This window comes from Polaromonas jejuensis NBRC 106434 (genome assembly GCF_001598235.1).
In the GTDB taxonomy this organism is placed as follows: domain Bacteria; phylum Pseudomonadota; class Gammaproteobacteria; order Burkholderiales; family Burkholderiaceae_C; genus Polaromonas; species Polaromonas jejuensis.
The window spans coordinates 24,837-47,833 of record NZ_BCYO01000028.1 but is presented as its reverse complement, the minus strand read 5'-3'; the positions used below and the strand labels follow the sequence as shown (position 1 = coordinate 47,833).

The following is a 22,997-nucleotide window of genomic DNA, read 5'->3' as shown; positions in this document are numbered from 1 at the left end:
AGGGAAGAAATCACAAAAAAATCGGGCTGAAAATGACGAAACTTGCGCTGTTTTTCGTCGCAGTGGCGGGCCTGCTGGGGGCTGCGCAATATGCGGACGCGCAAATTTTCGGCGGAATCTCTGACAGCGGCGCCGTTGTTCTTTCAAATACCGCCTCTGACGAGGCCCGCACCGTGGTCGTTGCCGCGTCGCCTTCTCATGCGGGGTCCGGCACCTCGATCAAGGCCGCGAAACACGCTCTCGCCAGCCAGGACATTGCGCCGCCCGAGGCGTTTCAGCCTTTTATTCTCGAAGCCAGCGCGGCATCCGGGTTGCCGGCCGAGCTGATTCACGCCGTCATCAAGGTCGAGTCCAACTATAACCCGCGCGCCTTGTCCAGCAAGGGCGCACGGGGCCTGATGCAGCTCATGCCCGCTACCGCCAAGCGTTTCGGCAGCACCAATTCGTTTGACCCTCGCGATAATATTTTGACAGGCTGCCGCTACCTGCGCTGGCTGATGGACTACTTCAACCAGAACATCGAGCTGGCGGTTGCTGCCTACAACGCGGGCGAAAACGCCGTGGTCAAGGCCGGTCACAAGATTCCAGCATTCCCGGAAACGCAGAAGTACGTACCCAAGGTGCTGCAGCACTACCGACAAGCCTCAGGCATTGCCTGACAGGGCGGTCTGCATCCCAAGATTCAGGTGCTCTACAGTATCAATGCGCTACAGTATCAGTTTGGTAAATTGATGTAAGAACTATGGGTGAGACCCTATGGGTCGTATAGGAGGAGTCATATGACCGAACTAGACCTGATTGTCTGTGCCATCAAGAATATCCAGACGCATGCGGAGCTTGCCAGCGGCCGTTTTGCGGCACTGACTGACTCGCTGAACGTTGCCGCCCTTATCTGCGACAAGGAAGGAAAAATCACCGTTCTCAATCGACAGGGGCTGAGAATGTTGCATGCGAATGAAGCCGAATTTCCGCACCTCACGTTGGCAGATGTTCTTGTGCACATGGGGCTGAATCTGGTGGATCGCATGAGGCTCCAGCCCCGCGCCCTCGGCAGGCGACCCATAGATGGTTTTCTCATCGATACCGGAGGCGTCAAACACCGGGTTTCCATGTTGGTGCACCCTCTTGATGTGGCCGACTCGGGTGCGGGACATGCCATGATCATCCTGGCGCCGGAGAACAAGCGCGCTGCCTTGTACCAAGCCCTCACCCGATCCGGCTCCGCTTACGACTACCTTTCGAATTTCCTGCTGCTGGCCCAGGAACGCGAGCGCAAGAGGATTGCCTCTGATTTGCACGATGGTTTGGGCCAGGTGCTGACGATGCTGAAGTTTCGGGTGGAAGATGCCCTGATCCGGCTTGATGCCGATAAAGTCGATGAGTCCAAGGGTATTTTGAAAGAGGTCGTCGGCCAACTGCGCGGCGCGGTGGGTGAGGTCAGACGCATTTCAACGGAATTGCGCCCCAGCATGCTGGATGACCTTGGCCTGCTGCCCACCTTGCAATGGTTGTGCCGGCAGTTTGAGGCTGCACACACTGGCATCAGTGTCACCCTGGAGGAGAAAATCGCGGAAGAGAATATTCCGATACCGGTGAAAACTCCGATGTTCCGAATGATTCAGGAGGCGATGAACAACGTCGCCAAGCATGCCCGGGCCACCAGCGTTTTCATTTATCTGCAGGATCATCACGACGGGTTTGTCGTGGGTGTGGTGGACAACGGAATCGGCTTTGATGCCGAGCGGTTAACCTCGGGGACGGCCTGCCTTTTGGGTGTCGGCATCAACAGCATGCGCGAACGCGTGGAGGCGTCGCGCGGCGTATTCCGTATCCGGTCGCATGCTGGATTCGGAACGGCCATCAGCGCGGCGTGGGGCTCCAGCCACGATGATTTTCAGTTGACGGATTCGGACTTTTTGGAGAGTTACAGTCGATTCCACAAGGAAACACGGCCACTTGACCTGAACCTTACGCATTAGGGGAGTTGTCGCCAAAGTCGAACGGCACCGTATCGTCAAAGCCACTTTCGCTGAAACTGCTGTCCGGGAACTTCGAATCGATACCTCCCCGCATGTGTTCGCGCTCCACCCAGCCCTGTTCCAGGGCCAAGAGCACCAGGTCCGTGGCGTTTTTAAGCCCCAGCTTGTGCATCAGGCTGGCCCGATGCTTTTCAATGGTTTTCGGGCTGACGTTCAGGAACTCTGCGGCTGAACGGTTGGTGCGTCCTTCGGCCACCAGCTTCACGATCGACCGCTCCCGCGATGTAAGTTTGTCCCAGGGCGTTTGGGGCTTGTCGGTCGTGTCTCCGTTCAAATAGCTGTTCACCACCTGGCCTGAGACGTCAGGACTCAGGAATTTTTTCCCGTTCACGACGCTGCGTATCGCAACAATCAGCTCGTCATAGGTTGCGTCCTTCAAAACGTAGCCATCGACGCCAGCCTTCAGGGCTTCCCGTACATATTCCTGGGATTTGTAAACTGTCAGCGCAATGATGCGAATCCCGGGGTTGCGCCGTTTGATCTGCATGGTCGCCTCGATGCCGTTCATGCTGGGCATTGACAGATCCATCATGATGACATCCGGGGCGACGGCGATCGCTGTACGTACGGCCTCCTTGCCATCTCGTGCCTCGGCAACCACTTCAAAGTCAGCCACGGCGGAGATCATCGAGCGTAATCCTTCGCGCAAAAGGTTGTGATCTTCAACGATCATGATGCGATGTTTCATTGTGGTGTTCCCTCACTATGGCTTTGTAAGTGTCGATGGCGTAACCAGCTTGTTTGGTGCTGTCGCCCCGGGTTGTGACGCGTTCGGTGCGCGAAGCGAGCCACCGCCACCGGCGGACGGGACAAACATGAATCGCCATCCCCGGTAGCTTTGCGCTGCCGAGAATGCGCTGTATTTGGCATCGAAACCGGATTTTTTCATGGGTTTTTGATCCGACAAACTGTACACGCCAACGATTCTTGAGCCTTGCCGCAACACCCCCCAAGGTTCGCCCTCCCGAAGGGGGTCCGGGTAGAGCTGCCGCAAGTGATGCTGAGGCTCCGGGAACCGATCATCTTTTACCAGCTCCTCGAGGGTGGTGGGCAACATTTTGTTCGCCCCCGGCGTGGCGTAGTAATACCGCTCAATGGCAGCCCTGTATTGTTCTCCTGCAAATAACAGCTCCTGCTCGCGTTCGCGTGTCAGGGTTGTGGACCACACTTCCGCGGTTTTCGTCACAACCAGCCCCAAAATGGCCAGAAAAATCAGCAGCGCCAGGAGCATGACGCCGTGCTGTCCCGGCAAATTGCTTGGCCAGCCGGCGTTACGGCAATGTTTTACTCGCATCGCTGTTTGCCTCTTTATTCATGGCACTCTTGATGTCGTAGACGCCAGCCAGATTTTGATCTGGCGGTGGCAGCGCGATCCAGTCACGGTGTTCGGTCATTGGATCCACTGGCACTGAACGCAAGTAGCGTTTGACGACCAACTCCTCCAGGTTCTCGGGGTAGCGGCCGGTGTCGCCGAAAAACTTGTCAATCGCATCGCGCAAGGAGTAAAGGTTTTGCTGCTGTACGGCCTCTTTCCCGCGCTCGATACTGGCGAAATAGCGGGGCGCCGCCAAGCTCAACAGCAGGCCAATGATGCTGATGACTACAACGAGTTCAATCAGCGTAAAGCCGTTATGCGGTCGCCGTTTGGGGTTCAACATGGCGTCACCATTGGTCATACTGGATGCCATTCAGTCCCTTTTTTTGGGACTGCGAGTGGACGTCGAACACGTCGCTGCCAGGCCGTGGGTCGTTGACCGGGCTGGCATAACTGCGCAGAGCCCAGGTGCTGGCGGCGGGAAGTGTGGGGTCGGTGTTGAACGGGTCTCTAGGCAGGCTGCGCATGAGGATAAGCGGCACTTGCACCACTTCCTTGCTGCTGGCGATGGGGGCCGTCAGCACTTCGAGTGATGGTGGATAGCCGGATTCGCCGACCGCTTTGGGAATCAGACCCGTATCGGAAGCCTTTTTGTATTGGTCCAATGCGACACGGATTTGACGCAAACTCTGGCGCAGTTCCTGCTCCTTCCAGCGGATGCTGGCAATCTCGGCCAGCGGCATCGCCGTCAAGGCAATGACGCTCAGGAGCGTGAGCGTCACCAGCAACTCCACCAAGGTGAAGCCGCTGCGTTTGGAATGACGTGCCCAGGTTTTCATGGTGTGACTCGTATCAAGTGCCGCGCCGGAAACTCAAGGCCTTTGATGGCCTCGTCCGACCGCTTCATGTCCACGAGCGTCGCTGTGAGGGTGGCCCCGAATCCCGGAGGGCCGCTATCTTGAGGCGTGTTCCTGCTTTGCTCCGCACCAGTGGGCGCCCCGGTTGGCGGCGCTGGCGGGCTTGCCGGTGTGGCCTGCGGGAGCGGCGGCGAGAAGATGCTCCCCGGGCTGCTTGAATCGGGTGGTGCGGCAGGCCCCGCGGGGGCCGCGGGCGTTGTGCCCGGAGGCACCGGTGACGTGGGTATCACGATTCTTCCGTCGACGCCAGACCCTGTGGCGCCTTCCGGGCTTGCCGGCTGCGTCGATATGTCGGGTGGCGGGGGCGGCGTAAAGGCCGGTACGGGGGCCCTGTCCGGCACGGCTGGCGCAGTACGGGGGCCCACGGGAGCGGCACCGGCAGTAGAACTTGAACGCACAATGCCAATGGGATCCAGGCGCAGCGGGAGCTCACGGATTTGCGTGTCAGTGCCTGACCAGATTTCCCTTGCTGCCGACGCCATCGGGTTTTGGCCGCGGATGATGCGCGGCGTGATCGACAACACGATTTCTGTTTTTGTGGTGTTGCCGTTGTTATTGGAAAACAAGCGTCCCAGCAAGGGTGTTTGGCCAAGCCCGGGCACTTTGTCGGCGGATGAGCGCTCCTGGTCGCTGAGCAATCCGGCGAGCACCTGGGTTTCACCGTCTTTCAGGCGCAATGACGTGGAGGCGCTTCGCGTACCAATCTGGTAAAGAATGTCACCCGTATTTTTGTTGGGAATTTCCTTGGCGATGTTGCTGACTTCCATTTTTATTTTGATGCCAACATCATTTTCGGAGTACACATAGGGCTCAACTTCGAGCTTGATACCCACATCAAGATACTGCACGGAATTTGAAACGATGGGGTTGGCCCCGGCTGTAATCGTGTTGCTGCCCGAGACAAAGGGGACACGGTCACCAATCAGGATGTTGGCCTTCTCCTTGTGGCGCACGCGAATACGGGGGCTGGCGAGCAGATTGGCATCCGAGTCGATGAGCTTGGCGTTGAAACCGATACCGAGTTGAGCGGGACCAAACAAGACCTGATCCCTGCCCAAGGCTCTCAGTTCTCCCAAAGTGAGCACACCATTGGGTCCGGTCCCATTAGGCAAATTCAAGGAAACGTTGTCAGGCCACTTGATGCCAATATTGCTCACGCGGTCACGCGAAACTTCCAGAACCTCGACCTCGAGCATCACTTCTGCATCGGCCACGTCGTGCGCTGTCACCAATTTTTCCGCCACGGCAATGGCGTCCGGTGTGTCGCGAATGACAATGGTGTTGCTCTTCTCGTCGATGACCACGTCCTTGATCTTGAGTATGGTCTTCAGCACATTTTGCATATACTTTGAGTCCACATTGGAAAGCTGAAACACGCGAACCTTCAACTCCTGATATTCCTTTTGTTTGACCGCAGTTGCTGGATAAACGAATAGCGTGTTTCCGTTCAAAACGCGTTTGTCGAGCTGGTTCTGCAGGAGAATCAGGTCCATGGCGTCTTCCACCGAGGCATCCTTCACATAGATCGTGGTTTTGAGATCACTGCGCACATCGCGATCCAGAATGACGTTCAAGCCCACCGATCGCGACATGGCTTCAAACACCATGCGTAAATTCGCGTCACGAAACTGCAGGGAGATGGGGCGCTTCATCACCGATTGAGCGCTGAATTGAGCCTGCTTCACGCTCTTGGCCTCATCAGCCTGGGCGTCAATTTTTTTGAGCAGCGCCAGTGCCGGCGCGTAAGCGGCATCTTCGGCCAGCGCGAGTTTGACTTTTTCCCTGGCTGCGTCCGAATTTTTTGCATTGAACAAGTTTTGAGCCTGAGTCGTCAGGTCGGTTGCAGACCTCGTTGCCAGGCTCTGCACCAGCTTTCGGCGCGCCATTTCGTTTTGCGGGTCCATGCGCAGCACCGAGCTGTACGTCTCAATGGCGGCGTCCAGCTGGCCGGCCGCTCGCTGCTCATCACCGCGAGTCACGAAAGTTTCAATGTACCTGGCCTGCTGGTTGCGAAACTCCAGCCGGTACTGCGCATTGTTCGGCTCCAGTTTGAGTGCTTCGCGCAATTCCTGCAGCCCTTTTTCTTGCTCGCCCGCCTTAATCAGCCGCTGGCCTTCGTTGAAATGACGGGGTGCCGCGCATCCCGCCAACAGCAGGACAATGGATATGCATGTGATGACACGGGCACGCTTTGGGCTCAAGGAGGCCTTGTTGAAGTCGCCCGAACCCTGACGCAATTGGTAAAAACCAAAATTGAGTTTCATATGCCCCCCTGCAAAATGGAGAGAGTTTGTTTTTCGTTCAACGGGAGATAGGTCAATTCGACCGAACTCTCGGTGATCTGGTCGATGCGGTATTGGCCTTCCACGACATCGCTGGCTTTCACAATGATCAATTGCTCGCCCTTCGTCATAAAGACGCGTCGGGCCACGCCCCTTTCATCCAGCATTCCAACAAAGGCAAAAGGAAGTGGCGGCGCTACCGGTTTGACGGGTGGTGCTGGCGGCGGCGGGGGTGGCGGGGGGGGCGGGGGCGGCAACCAGGAATGTGTGGCGAAAACGTCTTTCTCGTTGCTCGATGAAATCATGCCCCGCTCAGGCGCCAGCAGCGTTGTCTGCGCCGATATCGAAGGGCGGGGGGCGGGGCTGGACGGGTTGCCGGTTCCGGCGCTTCGGTTGATGGGTTGAACGACGGCGACCTCGGGATCTGCGGGCTTGTTAACCCAATACGCAGCCGTAAATGCCGCGGCACCGGCAATCCCCAGCACCAGACTTTTTGTGTTGAGCAGGGGAGACATGGCTATTGCGGCCTGTAAAAAAAGGTGAAACGGAGCTGGGCATCCACCACGTCGGAGGAGGCCTGGAGGCGTGAAAACTGCAACTCGTCCAGTGCCAGGTGGGGCAGGTCATTCAAGGCACCCACGGCAAACCGGCGTATGACGATGTAGCGGTCCTTGATCGGCACGGTCACCTGGTAGCGCAAAAACTGCGCGCCTGGCTCGGCGGTGAGCTGGTAGTCGGCCTTGGTCAGGTCAATCCCCCCTTCCTTTGCCAGCACAAAGAGCGTTTTCACGTCTTTCGCATTGGTCGCCAGTGGCGGCAGCCAGTTCAAGAAATTCTGAAGCTGGGAGACGGTATTCGGTGCATTGCGGCGCTGCTCGCTGGCCTGAATCGCACTGTCTTTGGCGGCAATGATCTCCTGGTGCATCGCCGTGCTTTGCGCGTTGATTTGCGGAATCAACAGGTAGCCGATCAGCGCTGCGGCGGCCAGAAGCAGCAGGCCAAGCAGACCCCAGACTCCCAGAAAGCGCAAAGTCTGGAATCTGACGCTGAGCATGAAGTCTTTCATGGCGCCACCTTGTCGTTGATGTCCGCAGTCGTCGTGGCGTCAACAGCGCTGTCGGATGGCGTGGCTGTCTGGATGCCTTTCCATTGACCAAGAACTTGAAACTTGAAGGGTGTTCCGGGTTGCTGAAGCTGGACTTGATGGGTGGTGAGAAAGGCGTTTTGCAGCAACGGATTTTGCTGAAGGCCGGCGACATAACCCATCATGGCCGTAGCGTCCTTTGCTTCGGCTGTCAGGCGGATTTGACCGTTTCGGCTTTTCGGCTCGAGCGCCAGCAGTGCAACGTCGGGGTGTTGTGCTGTTTCCACCAGGTTCAGCAGGGAGTCCCATGGATAGTTGAGTTGATCGGTTGCCGCGCGTGCCAGCGCAATCGCCGAGCGCTCCTGCGGCGTCTGTGCTGGTTGGCGTTTTACGTCCTGTTTGTTGATCTTCAGGCGCTCCAGCGTGCCCTGAAGTTCGGAGTGCAGTTCAGCATTGGCTTGCAGAAACTGGCTGTACTCCAGCAGTTGCCAGCCGGCCAAGGCGATGCCTGCCGCCAGAAAAACCCCCCCTGGTATGGAGAAGCGTTGCTGCCCACCCAGAAAATCAAGATGAAATGCTTGATTCATGTTGAATCCTTCAAGCGAGCAATCCCGCATGGGATGGAGCGCTCAATAATGACCAATTGTTCAGGCCGACGGAGCTTGGTTTGCTGGCTGCCTGTGGCGCATAGATCCAGACGGGCAGGGCGTTGGGATCGCATAAACCCGTGCTGCGGCAAAAGCGGGTGGTTCTGCTGGACAGCTCCGCCCATTCAGCGGTGTCACAGCCTTCGCTGGTCCACGCGATCCAGTTTCCGTGCCGATAGACGCCAATTGACAGCACCTTGTCCTCAAAAATCAGCAGGCAGCAATCCTTGCTATGGATCTGCTGGCGGCTTTCGTTCCAGGTTTTGGCGAGATGCGGTGCGATATGTTTGGCCGTCCAGCCCGAGAGCCGCAAGTTCGATTGAATGCTGTCAATCAGCGCCAAACTGCAGCAGCTTGAAAAAATTGAACGCCCCGAAGGTTGCACCTGGTAGGTGAGCGCCAGCGTCGCGGCGGGCAAATCCAGTGCGTCTTCCCAATAAGCCTTTAGCGTCGCCGAGATCTCGTTGGCGCGCATGGCACGCGCGTCAATCTCAACCACGCTCTGCGAAACCAGGCTGTGGCAGAGCCAAATATTGGCCTTGCGACCATTCGACCGGGGTGCCCGGTCCATCACGGCTTTCAGCGGCTGAGCCAGGCGCGCCTCAAATGAGCCGCCTTCCAAAGACGGGTTCGGCACCGGGGCGGCAATGCGAATGTTGCCCAGCGCCAACACGACTTCGCCGGACGTGATCAGCACGTCGTGGGAAGGCGGGAAGAATTTATTCCACCATGGTGACACGATTGATTTCTCCCAGCGTGGTTTCACCATTGCGCACCAGTGTGAGCGCGGCTTTTCTCAATGTTTGAACCCCCGCCTTTTGCGCCACGGCCTTGATGCGGGTCATGGGGGCGTGCTCGGCAATCAGGTCGCGCAGATCGTCCGTCAATGGCAGTGTTTCGGCAATCGCTTTGCGGCCCTTGAAACCGGTGCCGCGGCATTGCGCACAGCCCATACCCCGGCGGAATTTCCAGCTATGCAGTTGCTCGGCGAGCAGGCCGGACTCTCTTACTGCTTCGGCCGCAGGTGCTTCGTCAATCGAACAATGGGCGCAGTTCACACGCAGCAGGCGTTGCGCCACGATGCCGTTCAGCGCAGAAACAAAGCTGTAGGCGTCTACCCCCATGTTGGAAAATCGGCCCAGCACGTCAAAAACATTGTTGGCGTGTACGGTGGTGAACACCTGGTGGCCTGTCAGGGCTGCCTGTACAGCGATTTGCGCGGTCTCCGGGTCACGAATTTCACCCACCATGATCTTGTCCGGGTCATGCCGCAGGATTGATCGCAAGCCCCGGGCAAAGGTCAAGCCCTTGGCTTCATTCACCGGGATTTGCAACACCCCGGGCACCTGGTATTCAACCGGGTCTTCGATGGTGATGATCTTGTCCAGCCCGGTGTGGATTTCACTCAGCACGGCATACAGCGTGGTCGTCTTGCCGCTGCCGGTCGGGCCGGTGACCAGCAACAAGCCATAGGGTTTGGCCGCCATGGTGCGTATAAAGCCGATGTCGTCGGCACTGAAGCCCAGCCCGTTGAGGGTCAGGCCCGATTGCTGGTCAGACAGCTGGTAGCGATCCAGAACGCGCAGCACGCCGTCTTCGCCAAAGATACTGGGCATGATGGAGACGCGAAAGTCAATCGCACGCGCCTGCGCAATCACTTTGAACCGGCCGTCTTGCGGAATCCGCCTCTCGGCAATGTCCAGTTCCGAGATGACTTTGATGCGCGAGATCACCTGGTTGGCGGTCTCCAGCCCGTCCAATTTGCTGACCTCGGTCAGCACTCCATCCACGCGGTATTTGATGATCAAGCCGTTGGGTTGGGTTTCAAGGTGGATGTCGCTGGCCTGCGCCTTCAATGCGTCATAAATCGTTGAATTGACCAGTTTGACCACCATGCTGTCATCGCTGTCAATGTCCTGCAGCGAGATGGCGATGCCTTTTTCGTTGCTACCCGCCACCGTTTCGTCGCGCACCACCAGGCTGTCGATGGCGCGTACATTCTTTTCATGTGTCGCCAAAACCGCTTTCAGGTCACCCGCGCTTGCCAGTGCCCACTGCGCCTGGTAATTTCGGCGTTGACGCAAACGGGCCTCGATCCATTGCCGGTCACGCAAGTTCAGCGGGTCGGTGACGACAATCAGGGTTTGCGAGTCCGTGTGAAACGCAGCGCAGGTGCGTCGGGTCGATTCAATGAACGGAATGATGTCAAAGTCGGGTGTCAGCTCGTGCAGTTGCAAAGCGCCCATGGCCTGCATGCAAAAGTAGTTGGCGGCCACCTCCGTAAACAGCTCGCTTGCGCCGCCAAACTGTGCCGCGAGGATATCAATCGCGCGGTTGGAGGCCGTGGCCTTGCTTTGGGCATCACGCACCGCCGCTGCACTGAGTTCTATTGAAGGTAATTTATCCACGGCATCCTCACTGAATACTGGAGGCCAGATCAAAAATAGGCATGTACATCAGCACGACAACGCCGCCTATCGCCAAACCGATCACAATCATCAAAATTGGCTCGAGCAAGCGGGTCAAACGGTCAATGCCGCGCTCCAGAACGTCGCTTTGAAAGCCTGCCAACTGTCCCAAAACGCGCCCCAGCTGTCCGGTTTTTTGCGCCACTTTCAACATGCGGTACGACACGCTGTCCACCATGCCCGCGGCATTGAAGGCCTCTGCCAGTTCATGACCGGAGTTGATTTTTAGCAGGGTGCTCTGCAACCTCTGTGCATCGTCGGCTCCCAGCAAATTCACCGACATGCCAAATGCCTGGGGTGCGGGAACGCCACCCTCAATCAACATGGCGCTTGTCTGCCAAAACTGCGTTTGCCGATACAGGCGCACATAGCCGCCCACGAGCGGAAGCTTCGTCGCATGCGCGCCTATCCAGTCGCGCACCGAAGTGCGCGACAGCGTAAAAATGCCCCCGGCCGCCAGTGCGCCCAACACAAGCACAATCGCGTTAAAGTGCTGGTTGACCAGGGTGCCCCAGCGCATCAGAAGTCGGGAGGCGGCCGGAATTTGCTGCGAGTTGCTGTCAATCAAGCCGGCAAACTTGGGCACCACGACGCCGAGCAGGAAAATCAGCACGACGATGGCCACCGCCGTCAGCAGGGCGGGGTAAATGGAGGCACTGACCACCTTTTCACGCAACCCCTGCATACGTTTGTGGGTGAGGGCATAACGGCGCAGCGATGCGCTCATGTCACCGGTGTACTCGCTGGCTTTGACGCTGGCGATCAGCAGATGCGGAAACTTGTCCTTGATGCGCGTCATGGCTGCCGACAGGGGCTGTCCCTCTTCCAGGGTGCGCTGCATGGGGTTGTACATTTGCTCGCGAACCGCCGCGGGTTCACGGCTGCCCAATGTTTGCAGCGACTCCATCACGCTCAAACCGGCTTCCAGCAAGGCCCCCAGTTCCTGTGCGAAAAGTCCCGGGTCAAACTGCGAGCGGCCCGTCGTCCAGCGCTTTTGCGACATGGCTCCTTGCGCGCTTGACGACTCCGTGGTCTTGACTGAAAGCACCCGAAAGCCTTGCGCCTGGGCGTGGTGGCGGGCCTCCGTTTCACTGGTCGCAGCCATATCCAGCATGCGCATGGCACCGTGAGAGCTGCTGACAAGAATCTGGAATTTCATGATGGATGGCTCCATAAGCTACCAGGAGGTCACATCGGCGTTTTCGCCAGTGCCGCCCGGCTGGCCATCGGCACCCAGAGAAAGCAGCTCATACTCGCGCCCGCTTTCGCCGGGAGAGCGGTATATATACGGACGATCCCACGGGTCGTTGGGCAGAGCCTTTTTCAAGTACGGCCCTTGCCATTTGGTTTCACTCTCGGTGCTGGGCCTGACCACCAGCGCGGCCAGACCCAGTTCGGTGGTGGGGTAGTGGCCCAAGTCAAGCCGGTATTGGTCGAGTGCCTTTTCGAGCGAGTCAATCTGTGCCTTGGCTACTTTGGTTTTTGACTTGCCCACCTGGTCAAAATAGCGAGGGGCCACAAAACCGGCCAGCAAGCCGATGATGACTACCACCACCAGCAGCTCCAGCAGGGTGAATCCGCCTGCCCGTGGGTGGCCGGCGACGGCGTGTGCCTGTCTGGTTGTTGGGGCAGTGGCGGCAGCGTTCACGATGGGCACCCTGTGTTGGTTGACGTTTTGAAATATCTTGCAACCACCGAGACGCGAAGTCACGGGTGACGACCCTACGTTGTAGATAGGGTCAACCATGCCTTAGTAGGGTTGGGTGGGGTGGCGGCGATCTTCCGCACTCGGTTACATGTCAGCGTGGACAGATATTTGGACGATCTGGGGCGCTGAACAGGAGGGGGCGGAGTCCGAGCCAAAGGCAGGATCAGTGGTTTGGCCTAGGCCTGGCGGCAGGAAAAAAGCAAAAAAAAGTCTCCTGAATTCCAGGAGAACCCTGGCTGTTTCGTGCAGGGCCAGGCCTGTTTGCCTTGCCGCAGGGCGCCTTGACCTTGTAGCGGCGCCCAATCGCGGCTGAAAGCTGGCGTCATGTTCTATCGTTTTCACGGATGCCAGCACCAAGCTGTTTTTTTGTGTCAAAGTAATGGCGCCGGCATCCATGGGTTTTCTGCCATGGGGGTTGAGCTACTTTGGGGGTAGGCCAAACAGGGGGCGAATACAACCATGTATCACCAATATTTCGGTTTCAACAGGTCACCGTTTTCGATTGCACCCGACCCGCATAACCTGTATTTGAGTCTGCAGCACCGCGAGGCTCTTGCACATTTGCTGTTCGGGGCCACTGCAGGCGGTGGCTTCGTGTTGCTCACTGGTGAAATCGGCACCGGCAAAACCACGCTGTGCCGTTGTCTTCTCGGGCAGCTGCCTGAAAATTGCGACGTCGCTTTCATCTTCAACCCCAAGCTCACCGCGCTGGAGTTGCTATCCACCATCTGCGATGAACTGCATATCGAGGTACCTGCGGGGGTAGCGAGCACAAAGACGCTGGTCGACCGTATCAATGTCCACTTGTTGAACGCACATGCCACTGGGCGCAATACGCTTCTTATCATTGATGAGGCGCAAAACCTCTCGGCGGATGTGCTCGAGCAGATGCGTTTGCTGACCAATCTGGAAACCACCGAGCGCAAGCTGCTGCAAATCATTTTGCTGGGACAGCCCGAACTCAGGAAAAAACTTGCGCAACCCGAGCTTGCACAACTGGCGCAGCGCATCATCGCGCGGTTTCATCTGGGGCCGCTGGCCAGGAGTGACCTTGCGGGCTATATCTCGCATCGCATGGCGACAGCGGGCAGTCAGCGCCAGATCATCCCATCGCGTCTTGTCCCGGCTATCTACCGTGCCAGCCGAGGCGTTCCCCGTCTCGTGAACCTGATCTGTGACCGCGCGTTGTTAGGTGCGTATGTCGAGGGCAAAGACAAAGTGGATCGCAAGGTTCTGCACAAGGCGATACGGGAGGTGCGTGGCGAAGATGATTCGCGCTCCCCAAGGGCAGCGCCGCGTTGGGCGTTCACCGCCGCAGGGCTGGCCTGCGTTGGCCTGATGGCGGGTTTCGCGCTCATGCCAATGAGGTTTCTTGACTACGTCAATCGATTTGTGCCGGCGTCTTTCAGGCTCAATGTGGTGCGTCCGGCCGAAGCGCGTATGCCTGTGGTGGCAGCAAAAACGCCAAGTGCGTCTGCCGCGGGGGCTGTCGGCGAAACCACACCGACCGTTGCCGCGCCGTTTGCCGGTGCTGCCGATGCCAATGAAATCGCTCCAATCGTTACGCCGCCGCTCGCAGTGTCTGCAGTTGGAAAACCTATTGCTATTGCGACAAACGTTGTCGCAGGCGCCGGCTCTCAGCCTGGGACCGACGGCGCCAGGAACGCGGCTCTCGGTGCAACTGTATCTGACCCGGTTGGGGCTGAGCCAGTGCGCAGCGAGACCGTCGCCTGGCGAGCGTTGTTCGGCCGCTGGGGGATCAGCTATCGTGCCGAAAGCCCGCTTGCACCCTGCGAACAGGCGATCACTGCAGGCCTGCGCTGCTTGAGTGCCAACGGGACGCTTCAGGATTTGCAGGAACTCAACCAGCCCGCGCTGCTCCGGCTAAAACCTGCAAAGGCCAATCGATATGCCATGCTTTCCGGCCTGAGCAGCACCACGGCAACATGGGTGTCCGAAGACGGTGTCGCTACGCGTGGGATTGGCGAGGTCGTTGACGGGTGGACGGGCGACTATACCGTGTTGTGGCGGGTGCCGCCTGACTACTCGGGCGTGATGGAGCGTGGTGACCGTGGCGCCTCAGTGTTGTGGCTGCGGCGCCAACTCGTGCAGCTTGGCCGCCTGCCGCCAGCGACCCAATCCAAACAGGTGTTTGATAACAACCTCATGCAGCAGGTGCAGAGATTTCAGAAAGAGCTGGGTATGCGGGCCGATGGCAGAGTGGGGCCGCACACCGCTATCCGCCTGGCGGCGGCAGCGGACAGCCAGATTCCGCAGCTCGCCTCTTCGAAGAAAGGCAACTAGCATGTCCTACATCCTCGAAGCGCTTAAAAAGGCCGAGCAGGCGCGGCTTGCCACAAAGCTCCCCGATATAAAGAGCATCACGCTGTCTGCCGAAGAACCGGTCCGTGAGCCCTCGGCCTGGCTATATGGCGCCACGCTGGTCGCTGTCATTGCAGGTGCAACCGGCCTGGGGTGGTGGTGGTCCGGCAAGCCGAACGAAAATGCCATGCATGAAAAGCCGGCCGCCATCTTGCCCGCTACCGGCCGTGAGGTAGCGCGCGCGCCACTGGCAAAGCCATTCAACCGCGCCATGGACCTTTCAGTGATGGACGGGGAGGCACACAATGGCAACGCCAAGTCGTCCCCCAGCGCTGTGTCTTCAGGCGCCTCACTGGTCGCACCGCCGGCAAATGCGCGACCTGCGGCGCCAGCTCAGATGGACGCAGGCAGCAGGCTGCGCGGCGTGTCTGGCAAGGCTGACAAAGTAGTGGGCAAGGACGGTTCGCTTGAGCAAAATAATGCGGCCAGTGCCTCTGCTCCGGCAAGCCCGGCACCCGATAAAAAAGCAGCCGCCGGCCGTACCAGTAAACCTGCGGCGGCCGTGCCCGGGGAAGCTCCTGTCCTGAAGCCCTTGCTGAGTGCGCGCGTGTTGCGCCTGGACGAGCTGCCACCTGAAGTGCGTCGTGAGATTCCAAAAATAAGTACAAGCGGCTACGTCGACTCGGCTGAGGCGGGAGGGCGCGTGGTCAGCATCAACGAGCGCAGCCTGCGCGAGGGGGATGAGTTGATTGCCGGGATGAAGCTTGAGCAGATCGCGCAAGATCACCTGCTTTTCAGTTTTCGCGGCTACCGCTTTCGCGTAGAGATGTTTTGAGCGGCTGCGCCCGCCAACCTCCACATCGCCACACCTCTGCCCTTGGCATTGGCGTATCCCTCCTGGCCGCCTCGTGCGAGAACCTTTGCCCAGACACGGTAGGGGCGCTCACCTTTTTTCGATAGGGTGATTCCTATCTTTGGCCAAACGGGCTGCAATTCACTTTTAAAAATACAAATCGACACCTAGAGTAACAGCCTGCTCGCATCAAGGCGGATGTGAGTTCAAAACAGTTTCTTACGGGGGTGTCGAATGTCCAAGTCCGAGGATTTGCGTGTTCCTGTGTCGGGAAGGCGTCAAGTATTCAAGTACGGTGCGGCTGCGGCAGGTGCTGGTTTGCTGTTGACCCAACTGAGTGACGTCACGGCCAAGGATGGTGGAACAAGTAGCGGCGGTGGGGGCGGTGGCACTCTGCCGCCCTCGCCAGCGACCACGCCTTTCATGGTGCCGCTGCCGGTGTATCTGCCCAAGCAGCCCGTGGCAGCGCTTGATCCCGCGCCGCAGGAGACTCTTGCTCCCGGTGAGTGCGGACGTCCCAAGCATCAGCGCTGGGGAGATTTTTTTCCCGAAACCAGGAAGTTCTACGAGATGCATGTCAGGCAGGACAAGCATTCCTTCCACCCTCAACTGCCCACGCAGAACATCTGGGGCTATGACGGGATATTGCCTGGGCCCACTTTCGAGGCCCGCTACGGCGAGCCCATCATGGTGCGCATCTACAACGACCTGCCCGCCAACAGCATAGGTTTTGGCTCGCCCGAGATCAGCACCCATCTGCACAACCTGCATGACGGTTCGGAGAGCGATGGCTTCACCGGCGACTACTACAGCCGCACCAAGTTTGGCCCCACCATGACCGGACCAGGCGCGTACAAGGACCACCATTACATCAATTGCTACGCGGGATATGACGCGTATCACGAAACTGAAGGCGATCCACGCGAAGCGCTGGGCACCTTGTGGTACCACGACCACCGCATCGACTTCACCGGACCCAATGTGTACAAGGGCCTGACGGGGTTTTATTTGCTGTTCGATGAACTCGACTCGGGCAATGAAAACGACCCCAACCCCAAGGCGCTGCGCCTGCCCAGCGGCGTCGGCAAATATGACATTCCGCTGGTGTTCCAGGACAAGCAGTTCGATCTCAACGGCTTCCTGTTCTTCAACCAGTTTGAGGTTGATGGCATTCTGGGCGACAAGTTCTGCGTCAACGGCAAGATTCAGCCTTTCTTCCAGGTCGAGCGTCGCAAGTACCGCTTCCGTCTGCTCGATGGTGGTCCGTCGCGCTTTTATGAGTTCTACCTCAGCTACAACGGCGTTGACCAGCCCTTCCAGTACATTGCCAACGACGGCAACCTGCTGCCGGCCCCGCTGACCATGAGCAAGGTCCGCCTGGGGGTGGCCGAGCGCGCCGACATCGTGATCGACTTCGCCAGGTACCCCAAGGGCGCCCAGCTGTTCATCGTGAACAAGCTGGAGCAGGTCAACGGCCGAGGCCCGAGCGGCAAGATACTGGGCCAGGGCACGCCAATCCTGCGTTTCGATGTGGGTGACCTGCCGGCCAGCCCCGACAACAGCCGCGTGCCCGCCAGGCTGCGCGAGCTGCCCCCCATCAACCTGGCGGAAGTCGTCACCACCCGGCGCTTTGAGTTCGCTAACGCCAACGGCGGCTGGACAGTGAACGGCAAGCTGTTTGACGTGCTGACCGCCACGGCAAAGCCCAAGCGCAACACGGCCGAAATATGGGTGTTGAAGGGCGGGGGCGGCTGGTCGCACCCGGTCCACATTCACTTTGAGGAGGGCCGCATCCTGTCGCGCAACGGCAAGCCGCCCGAGCCCCACGAGGCGGGTCGCAAGGACGTGTATGTGCTGGGCCCAGGCCACGAAGTGCATGTGTTCCTGCGCTTCAGGGACTTCGAGGGCAAGTACATGATGCACTGCCATAACCTGGTCCACGAAGACCACGCCATGATGATTCGCTGGGACATTGTGCCTCCGTGAGAGCACTGCCTTGTCGATGCATGACTTTGAGCCGATCTCTCATATTCACAACCGGAGAACATCATCATGACCAGCAGACGTACATTGCTCACAGGCTTTGGCGGAGTCGCCTTGAGCCCGGTCTTTGCAGCCACCGGAATGCAAACTTCCTCTGGCACCGGGCAACGGGCAGGCTATTTTTCCAACGCCATTTTTCAGACGCATGAGGGTAAAAAGGTCAAGTTTTATGACGATCTGATAAGAGGGAAGCTGGTCGTCATCAACATGATGCTGGAAGTTTGCTCCGACGGCATCTGCCCCAACATGACCGCCAATTTGCTGCGGGTGCAAGAGGCCTTGGGAAAACGCGTGGGCAAAGACATATTCATGTATTCGATCACGCTGCTGCCCGAGCACGATACCCCCAAAACTTTGAACGCATATGCCAAAGCGTTTGGTGTGAAGCCTGGCTGGACGTTCTTGACGGGCACACCCAAAGACACCGAGATTATTCGGCGCAGGTTGGGGTTTTATGACCTGGACGAGAAAAAAGACGCCGATAAATCAACGCATACCGGGATGCTGCGCATTGGTAACGACGCTTACGACCGCTGGTGCATGATGCCAGCGCTTTCCACACCCAAGATGATCAAGGACGCGATCTTGAGCATGAGTGTGTAAATTCCAATAATGAGTTTATGGGGAGGGGTGAGCATGTCTGATCGCATAACCCCACGGCGGGCAGTCCCATCTGCGTCGTTTCGACGGGGGGAGCCACGCAGAGTTTCCCGGTGATGATCCGGAATTAAAGGGGAGCGCCCAAGGTGCCGACAGATGTTCTGTCGGCACTTTTTTTGAAACTGTCGCCTTGAATCACGTGCGTTGAACACCGCTTCAGATGTCTATGGATGGCAAAGGATTGTTTTGTGACAAATGGATGTTTCAAAAATTCAGGCAGCCTCACCGTCTTTCTGCTTGCACTGCTGACGACTGCGCATGTTTCTGGATGGTCCCAGACCCAGACTTGCAACCCGAATGCGGCACTCACAGCGCCGGACAGCCGCTACAGCGCCGTCAATGGTGGCGCTGAGGTCAAGGACAACGTGACCATGCTGATCTGGCAGCGTTGCAGCATGGGCCAACGCTGGAACGGAAAAACCTGCCTGGGCAGTGCTGCCACCTATACATGGGTCAAGGCGCAGGCGCTGGCAAGCGCCGCGGAAACCGGCATCAACCCAAGCGATGCCGCGTTGGCCTCCGCCTCCGCAGCCGCTACATCGTCTTCTGCTTCCTCCACCGTAGCCTCCGCCCAGGCATGGCGCTTACCCACGCACAAAGAGCTGTTTAACCTGACGGAGCAGGCCTGCCGCAACCCAGCCATCAACACCGTGTGGTTTCCTGGAACGCGCGCCAATTTTTATTGGTCGGCCTCCACGTTTTCCGATGACAGCAACTTCGCATGGGGCGTTGACTTCAGCGACGGTCGTGGCAGCTATGACGTCAAGGACGGCGCTTACAGCGTGCGCCTGGTCCGCCCGGAATAATGCTTGTGCGGCGTCATGCCGCTGATGCTCCGTTCACCCTGAAGCATGGGGGTTCCCCTCTTTGTTCGATAGGGTCATTCCTATCTTTAGGTCAATAGCTTTCAAATAGCTTTCAAAAAAACACGTCGACACCTAGAGTAACAACTCACTGGCATCCATTCGGATGTGAGTTGGTTTCAAGCCGGTTTTAAAAGGGGTGTCGAAATGCTCAAGCCCAAGGATTTACGTGTTCCTGTCGCGGGAAGGCGTGAAGCATTCAAGCACGGCGCCGCGGCGGCAGGTGCCGGTTCGCTGCTGATCCAACTGAGCGATTTCGCAGCCAAAGGTGACGACGGCAAAAGTGGTGGCAGCGGGTCTGGGGGCGGTGGGGATCTGCCAGCGCTTTCAACGCCCAAGATGATCAAGGACGTGATCTTGAGCATGAGTGTGTGAATTTCATTAACGAGTTTATTTGGGAGGGAGCCATGTCTGATAACCTAATCACAGGCGCTGCAAGCCAATCGAGCAGGCGCACAGGCAGGACGCGAGGAGCGCCAATTTTCAAGGTAGCTGTATCGAGGAGGCTCTATACCGCGTGTGCCAGGCTTGTTTCCACGCTGGGCTTGCTCGGTCTGTTGGGTCTGTCTGGCACGGGTGTTCAGGCGGCGGTGACCGCACCTATCGATGGTGAGATTCAAAGCCTGACCCTGAACAATCCGACAGATCACTGGTCTGGCGGCACCATGGTGGTGGGTGGTCAAAACATCATTCTCCCGCGCAATTTGCTGATGGATTTGCCGGCTAATCGTCTGACGCTGAAACAGCTTTTTGAGCAGGCCCCGGCAGCCTGTGTCAGTCTTGGCCAGAGTGGGCTGGCCAAAGGCGACAGCTGTAACACCAGCGGCGTTGGCGCCATGGTGACCGTTGCCGCCAACCGTACCAACGGTGGCAATGTCATTGCGGGTGATGTGTTCATCGAAAAGGGGGTTGAGTCGGTCAGCGGTGCCGTGACTTACATCAACTACGACGAAGGGTATTTCCGGCTCAATGGCAATGTGGGTGACGCGTCCGCCGGCATCATGGTGCGCTTGAATGATCCCAGCGCACGCCACACCATTCAGTCGGGGACCGGATGCGCCACCGGCTCCAGCAACTGCAGCGCTGATCCGCGCTTTACCCTGGACCCAGACAATTACACCAGTGTTTTTGTCACGGGTTATCCACTGTGCATTCCCAGCACGGTGGCGCGTCCCTTCCCTGGCCTGGCTTCCGCACCCGTGATGGCGGCGCAACCCAGTACGCAGGCTGCGGCTGACGGCACTGGCGATCTCTTATGCCCGGTCACCAACCGAACCATCAGCGGCGGGCAGCCCGTGGATGACTCCCGCCGCATGGCGCCCATCATGCTGGGTGACAGCATCACCGCCGAGGGCAACTTCGAGACGGTGAACGGCGTGCACTTCCTGTCATCCCACACGACCAAAAACGCCATGGCGCTGACCACCAAACTGGTTGCGGGTCAGCCCGACTACATCTTCCCCGATGAAGTATTTATTGACGCCCCCGGCTTTCAGAACCAGCGCGTTCGCAGCCTGTTCATCGGTTTTTCGACGGTCGCACCTGCTGACGTGGTGATCTGGTCCATCCACTACGACCCGGTTGCCAACGCCAAGCATGAATTTCCATTGGCCAGCACGGTTGGCTGTGATATTGCGGCGGGCGCGAGCACCTGTACCGGGCAGGGCATTGTTGCGGGTGGAGGCGACATCTTTCGCATCCGTCATGACGTGGATTTTGGCGTCGGTGCCAAGGCTCGCCTGAACCCCTGTGCCCACTTGCGCGCAGATCCCCGCCTGGCGGGTCTTAACATCTGCCCGGCGGGCGGCAGTGCTGAGGGCAACATCACCGAAATGGTGGGCATACTGAGTCCTCTGCCGCATGAGATACAGGCGCGCACCGGGCGCAAGTTGGCAGACCCCACACTGACAACGCTGGATGTGAGCGGCGCCGTGGCGACCAACGGCCAGTATTTGTTCCCCTTCGGCATCGGTCTGGGTGGCATTGACATTCCCAATTTCTTTGAGATCAACATTGCCCGGACGAATACGGCCTTCAGTTTCTCGGGCATTCCCTGGAACCTGGATCGCCGCCTGAGTCCCGGCGGCTGCAATGGCAGCTGCGAGAGCACGCCCCAGCCGCTTGACCCGTTCCCGTTCGAGGGCTTTGACCCCCGCTTGCAGGCCCCTGCCAATCCACCGTTCCTCGGCTTTCCCGCCGGCACTTATGGCGACAGCAACTTTACGGCGAATCAGTTGTCAGATACGCGCAACCGGATGCTGTCTTTTGTGGATGCCAGCGTCAGCCGAACCAGCAACGGATTCGTTGCGCCCGCCGCCGGAAATTTCAACGGAAATTCATCCCTGCTGGCATGGCCTCCTGTTGATCCGGCACCCATCACCATCGTGCCAACGCCCAATGTGGAGCTGGTCTTTACGGTCGCCCAAGGAGGGACCAACCATAACCCGGTTGCGGTCAACGATGCTGCGACGACGGCTTTCCAGACTGCGGTGGTGATTTCAGTCCTGGCCAACGATACCGACCCTGACCACGATGTCCTGAGCGTGTCGGGTGTTAGCCAGGGGGCCCATGGGACGGTCAGTACCAATGGCATCACGGTCAGGTACACGCCCGCAGCAGGCTATGCGGGCCCCGACAGCTTCACCTACACCATCAGCGATGGTCGGGGCGGCAGCGCTTCTGCGAGTGTCAGCGTGACAGTGAACGCGCAGCAGAACTTCGCGCCTGTGGCCAACGCCGACTCCGCCAGCGTCGCTGTTGGCAGCTCGGTGACCATTGCCGTGCTGGCAAACGATACTGACGCCAACGGGGATGCGCTAACGATCACCGGCGTCACTCAAGGCAGCCGCGGCACAGTGACGATTGTTGGAAGCAGCGTGCGCTACACCCCCAACGCCGGACCCGCCGGAACCGACACTTTCACCTACGCCATTTCCGATGGCCACGGTGGCGCTGCAACCGGCACCGTTAATGTCACCGTAACGGCGGCTGAAAGTCTTGCCGTCGCCGCGGCGCAGTTCCGTACCACTAAAGCTGAATGGCGCATCAATGGCACCAGCTCTGCCGAAGGTGCCACCGTGACTGTGCGCCTGGGCAGCGCGACGGGCCCGGTCATAGGCAGTGCGGCGGTGGTGGCGGGGGCCTGGTCGGTTCGGGCGGCCGGATCGCCGATAGTTCCCACGGCTGGTAGCACCATCAGCGTCGTTTCGACGGGGGGAGCCACGCAGAGTTTCCCGGTGACGATCCGGAATTAAAAAGGGGAGCGCCCAAGGTGCCGGCAGATATTCTGTCGGCACTTTTTTTTTGAAACTGTCGCCTTGAATCAAGTGCGTAGAACACCGCTTCAGATCGTTTTCCGATGACAGCAACTTCGCATGGGGCGTTGACTTCAGTGACGGTCGTGGCAGCTATGACGTCAAGGAGGGCGCATACAGCGTGCGCCTGGTCCGCCCGGAATAATGACTTGGCAGCGTCATGCCGCTGATGCTCCGTTCACCCTGAACCATAGGAGTTCCCCCCTTTGTTCGATAGGGTCATTCCTATCTTTAGGTTGATAGCTTTCAAATAGCTTTCAAAAAAACACGTCGACACGTAAATTAACAATCGTGCAACAACGTGATGTGTTGGTTTCAATTTGATGTTTAAGAGGGTGGAGGAAATGTCCAAGTCCAATGATTCGCGTGTTCCTGTGTCGGGAAGGCGTCAAGTATTCAAGTACGGTGCGGCTGCGGCAGGTGCTGGTTTGCTGTTGACCCAACTGAGTGACGTCACGGCCAAGGATGGTGGAACAAGTAGC

At 58.5% G+C, this 22,997-nt stretch carries 21 protein-coding genes; 9 read left to right on the top strand and 12 right to left on the bottom strand.

The features are described from left to right. Positions 1-32: 32 nt before the first annotated feature. Together PJE01S_RS20810 and PJE01S_RS20805 are read left to right on the top strand one after the other, a co-directional pair. Positions 33-659, top strand: coding sequence for a lytic transglycosylase domain-containing protein (locus tag PJE01S_RS20810; protein WP_084389678.1), 627 nt, complete (start codon positions 33-35; stop codon positions 657-659). A gap of 120 nt (positions 660-779) precedes the next feature. Then, positions 780-1,979: a sensor histidine kinase gene (locus PJE01S_RS20805; RefSeq protein WP_068835566.1), complete on the top strand. Its 1,200-nt coding sequence runs from the start codon at positions 780-782 to the stop codon at positions 1,977-1,979. Here PJE01S_RS20805 and PJE01S_RS20800 read toward each other — a convergent pair. The 12 genes from PJE01S_RS20800 to gspG form a co-directional block, all read right to left on the bottom strand. Next, positions 1,969-2,727, bottom strand: coding sequence for a response regulator (locus tag PJE01S_RS20800; protein WP_084389677.1), 759 nt, complete (start codon positions 2,725-2,727; stop codon positions 1,969-1,971). The two genes, PJE01S_RS20805 and PJE01S_RS20800, sit on opposite strands and share 11 nt — an antisense overlap. Before the next feature lie 15 nt (positions 2,728-2,742). Continuing rightward, a complete protein-coding gene (locus PJE01S_RS20795) occupies positions 2,743-3,270 on the bottom strand; it encodes a type II secretion system protein (protein ID WP_068835565.1) in 528 nt (175 codons plus the stop codon). A gap of 40 nt (positions 3,271-3,310) precedes the next feature. After that, on the bottom strand, positions 3,311-3,697 hold the full coding sequence (locus PJE01S_RS20790) for a type II secretion system protein (protein ID WP_068835572.1): 387 nt from the start codon (positions 3,695-3,697) through the stop codon (positions 3,311-3,313). Positions 3,698-3,701: 4 nt separating this feature from the next. Next, complete coding sequence (locus tag PJE01S_RS20785; RefSeq protein ID WP_068835564.1) at positions 3,702-4,193, bottom strand: prepilin-type N-terminal cleavage/methylation domain-containing protein; 492 nt, start codon at positions 4,191-4,193, stop codon at positions 3,702-3,704. Then, positions 4,190-6,535, bottom strand: coding sequence for a secretin GspD/PilQ domain-containing protein (locus tag PJE01S_RS20780; protein WP_068835563.1), 2,346 nt, complete (start codon positions 6,533-6,535; stop codon positions 4,190-4,192). The genes PJE01S_RS20785 and PJE01S_RS20780 overlap by 4 nt, the downstream gene beginning before the upstream one ends. Further along, positions 6,532-7,068 carry a hypothetical protein gene (locus tag PJE01S_RS25350; RefSeq protein ID WP_157090424.1) on the bottom strand — a complete coding sequence of 179 codons (537 nt, stop codon included), beginning with the start codon at positions 7,066-7,068 and terminating at the stop codon, positions 6,532-6,534. The genes PJE01S_RS20780 and PJE01S_RS25350 overlap by 4 nt, the downstream gene beginning before the upstream one ends. A 2-nt stretch (positions 7,069-7,070) precedes the next feature. After that, the gene (locus tag PJE01S_RS20765; RefSeq protein WP_068835560.1) at positions 7,071-7,619 is read right to left on the bottom strand and encodes a hypothetical protein; all 549 of its coding nucleotides are present in this window, start codon (positions 7,617-7,619) and stop codon (positions 7,071-7,073) included. Continuing rightward, on the bottom strand, positions 7,616-8,224 hold the full coding sequence (locus tag PJE01S_RS20760) for a hypothetical protein (protein WP_068835559.1): 609 nt from the start codon (positions 8,222-8,224) through the stop codon (positions 7,616-7,618). The genes PJE01S_RS20765 and PJE01S_RS20760 overlap by 4 nt, the downstream gene beginning before the upstream one ends. A gap of 10 nt (positions 8,225-8,234) precedes the next feature. Beyond that, positions 8,235-9,053: a hypothetical protein gene (locus PJE01S_RS20755; protein WP_157090423.1), complete on the bottom strand. Its 819-nt coding sequence runs from the start codon at positions 9,051-9,053 to the stop codon at positions 8,235-8,237. Then, complete coding sequence (locus tag PJE01S_RS20750; RefSeq protein WP_157090425.1) at positions 9,004-10,539, bottom strand: GspE/PulE family protein; 1,536 nt, start codon at positions 10,537-10,539, stop codon at positions 9,004-9,006. Before PJE01S_RS20750 ends, PJE01S_RS20755 begins: the two co-directional genes overlap by 50 nt. Before the next feature lie 160 nt (positions 10,540-10,699). After that, positions 10,700-11,911 carry a type II secretion system F family protein gene (locus PJE01S_RS20745; RefSeq protein WP_068835556.1) on the bottom strand — a complete coding sequence of 404 codons (1,212 nt, stop codon included), beginning with the start codon at positions 11,909-11,911 and terminating at the stop codon, positions 10,700-10,702. Between the two features lie 18 nt (positions 11,912-11,929). Then, positions 11,930-12,400, bottom strand: coding sequence for a type II secretion system major pseudopilin GspG (gene gspG / locus PJE01S_RS20740; protein WP_068835571.1), 471 nt, complete (start codon positions 12,398-12,400; stop codon positions 11,930-11,932). 519 nt (positions 12,401-12,919) lie between these two features. Between gspG and PJE01S_RS20735 the strand changes: the two genes are divergently transcribed. The 7 genes from PJE01S_RS20735 (at position 12,920) to PJE01S_RS20705 (ending at position 22,455) form a co-directional block, all read left to right on the top strand. Next, positions 12,920-14,764: an ExeA family protein gene (locus PJE01S_RS20735; RefSeq protein ID WP_068835555.1), complete on the top strand. Its 1,845-nt coding sequence runs from the start codon at positions 12,920-12,922 to the stop codon at positions 14,762-14,764. Then, positions 14,673-15,617, top strand: coding sequence for a general secretion pathway protein GspB (locus PJE01S_RS20730; RefSeq protein ID WP_084389673.1), 945 nt, complete (start codon positions 14,673-14,675; stop codon positions 15,615-15,617). The genes PJE01S_RS20735 and PJE01S_RS20730 overlap by 92 nt, the downstream gene beginning before the upstream one ends. 342 nt (positions 15,618-15,959) lie before the next feature. Next, positions 15,960-17,621: a multicopper oxidase family protein gene (locus PJE01S_RS20725; RefSeq protein ID WP_245660899.1), complete on the top strand. Its 1,662-nt coding sequence runs from the start codon at positions 15,960-15,962 to the stop codon at positions 17,619-17,621. Positions 17,622-17,687: 66 nt separating this feature from the next. After that, positions 17,688-18,281, top strand: a complete 594-nt coding sequence (locus tag PJE01S_RS20720) for an SCO family protein (RefSeq protein WP_068835552.1) — start codon at positions 17,688-17,690, stop codon at positions 18,279-18,281. A gap of 245 nt (positions 18,282-18,526) precedes the next feature. Further along, on the top strand, positions 18,527-19,144 hold the full coding sequence (locus PJE01S_RS20715) for an Lcl C-terminal domain-containing protein (protein WP_169804409.1): 618 nt from the start codon (positions 18,527-18,529) through the stop codon (positions 19,142-19,144). 204 nt (positions 19,145-19,348) lie between these two features. Beyond that, positions 19,349-19,576 carry a hypothetical protein gene (locus PJE01S_RS20710; RefSeq protein ID WP_068835550.1) on the top strand — a complete coding sequence of 76 codons (228 nt, stop codon included), beginning with the start codon at positions 19,349-19,351 and terminating at the stop codon, positions 19,574-19,576. A gap of 215 nt (positions 19,577-19,791) precedes the next feature. Continuing rightward, entirely contained in the window at positions 19,792-22,455 is a 2,664-nt protein-coding gene (locus PJE01S_RS20705) for an Ig-like domain-containing protein (protein ID WP_169804408.1), read from the top strand. The last annotated feature ends 542 nt before the right edge of the window (positions 22,456-22,997 follow it).

Excerpts from the sequence above, each read along its gene's own strand:
- PJE01S_RS20795 (WP_068835565.1), bottom strand. The coding sequence starts at position 3,270 with ATGCTCCTGGCGCTGCTGATTTTTCTGGCCATTTTGGGGCTGGTTGTG.
- PJE01S_RS20750 (WP_157090425.1), bottom strand. The coding sequence starts at position 10,539 with ATGCAGGCCATGGGCGCTTTGCAACTGCACGAGCTGACACCCGACTTT.
- PJE01S_RS20735 (WP_068835555.1), top strand. The coding sequence starts at position 12,920 with ATGTATCACCAATATTTCGGTTTCAACAGGTCACCGTTTTCGATTGCA.
- PJE01S_RS20780 (WP_068835563.1), bottom strand. The coding sequence starts at position 6,535 with ATGAAACTCAATTTTGGTTTTTACCAATTGCGTCAGGGTTCGGGCGAC.
- PJE01S_RS20745 (WP_068835556.1), bottom strand. The coding sequence starts at position 11,911 with ATGAAATTCCAGATTCTTGTCAGCAGCTCTCACGGTGCCATGCGCATG.
- PJE01S_RS20800 (WP_084389677.1), bottom strand. The coding sequence starts at position 2,727 with ATGAAACATCGCATCATGATCGTTGAAGATCACAACCTTTTGCGCGAA.
- PJE01S_RS20730 (WP_084389673.1), top strand. The coding sequence starts at position 14,673 with ATGGCAGAGTGGGGCCGCACACCGCTATCCGCCTGGCGGCGGCAGCGG.
- PJE01S_RS25350 (WP_157090424.1), bottom strand. The coding sequence starts at position 7,068 with ATGTCTCCCCTGCTCAACACAAAAAGTCTGGTGCTGGGGATTGCCGGT.
- PJE01S_RS20760 (WP_068835559.1), bottom strand. The coding sequence starts at position 8,224 with ATGAATCAAGCATTTCATCTTGATTTTCTGGGTGGGCAGCAACGCTTC.
- PJE01S_RS20720 (WP_068835552.1), top strand. The coding sequence starts at position 17,688 with ATGACCAGCAGACGTACATTGCTCACAGGCTTTGGCGGAGTCGCCTTG.
- PJE01S_RS20755 (WP_157090423.1), bottom strand. The coding sequence starts at position 9,053 with ATGGTGAAACCACGCTGGGAGAAATCAATCGTGTCACCATGGTGGAAT.
- PJE01S_RS20710 (WP_068835550.1), top strand. The coding sequence starts at position 19,349 with ATGCTCAAGCCCAAGGATTTACGTGTTCCTGTCGCGGGAAGGCGTGAA.
- PJE01S_RS20805 (WP_068835566.1), top strand. The coding sequence starts at position 780 with ATGACCGAACTAGACCTGATTGTCTGTGCCATCAAGAATATCCAGACG.
- PJE01S_RS20810 (WP_084389678.1), top strand. The coding sequence starts at position 33 with ATGACGAAACTTGCGCTGTTTTTCGTCGCAGTGGCGGGCCTGCTGGGG.
- PJE01S_RS20790 (WP_068835572.1), bottom strand. The coding sequence starts at position 3,697 with ATGTTGAACCCCAAACGGCGACCGCATAACGGCTTTACGCTGATTGAA.
- PJE01S_RS20765 (WP_068835560.1), bottom strand. The coding sequence starts at position 7,619 with ATGAAAGACTTCATGCTCAGCGTCAGATTCCAGACTTTGCGCTTTCTG.
- PJE01S_RS20785 (WP_068835564.1), bottom strand. The coding sequence starts at position 4,193 with ATGAAAACCTGGGCACGTCATTCCAAACGCAGCGGCTTCACCTTGGTG.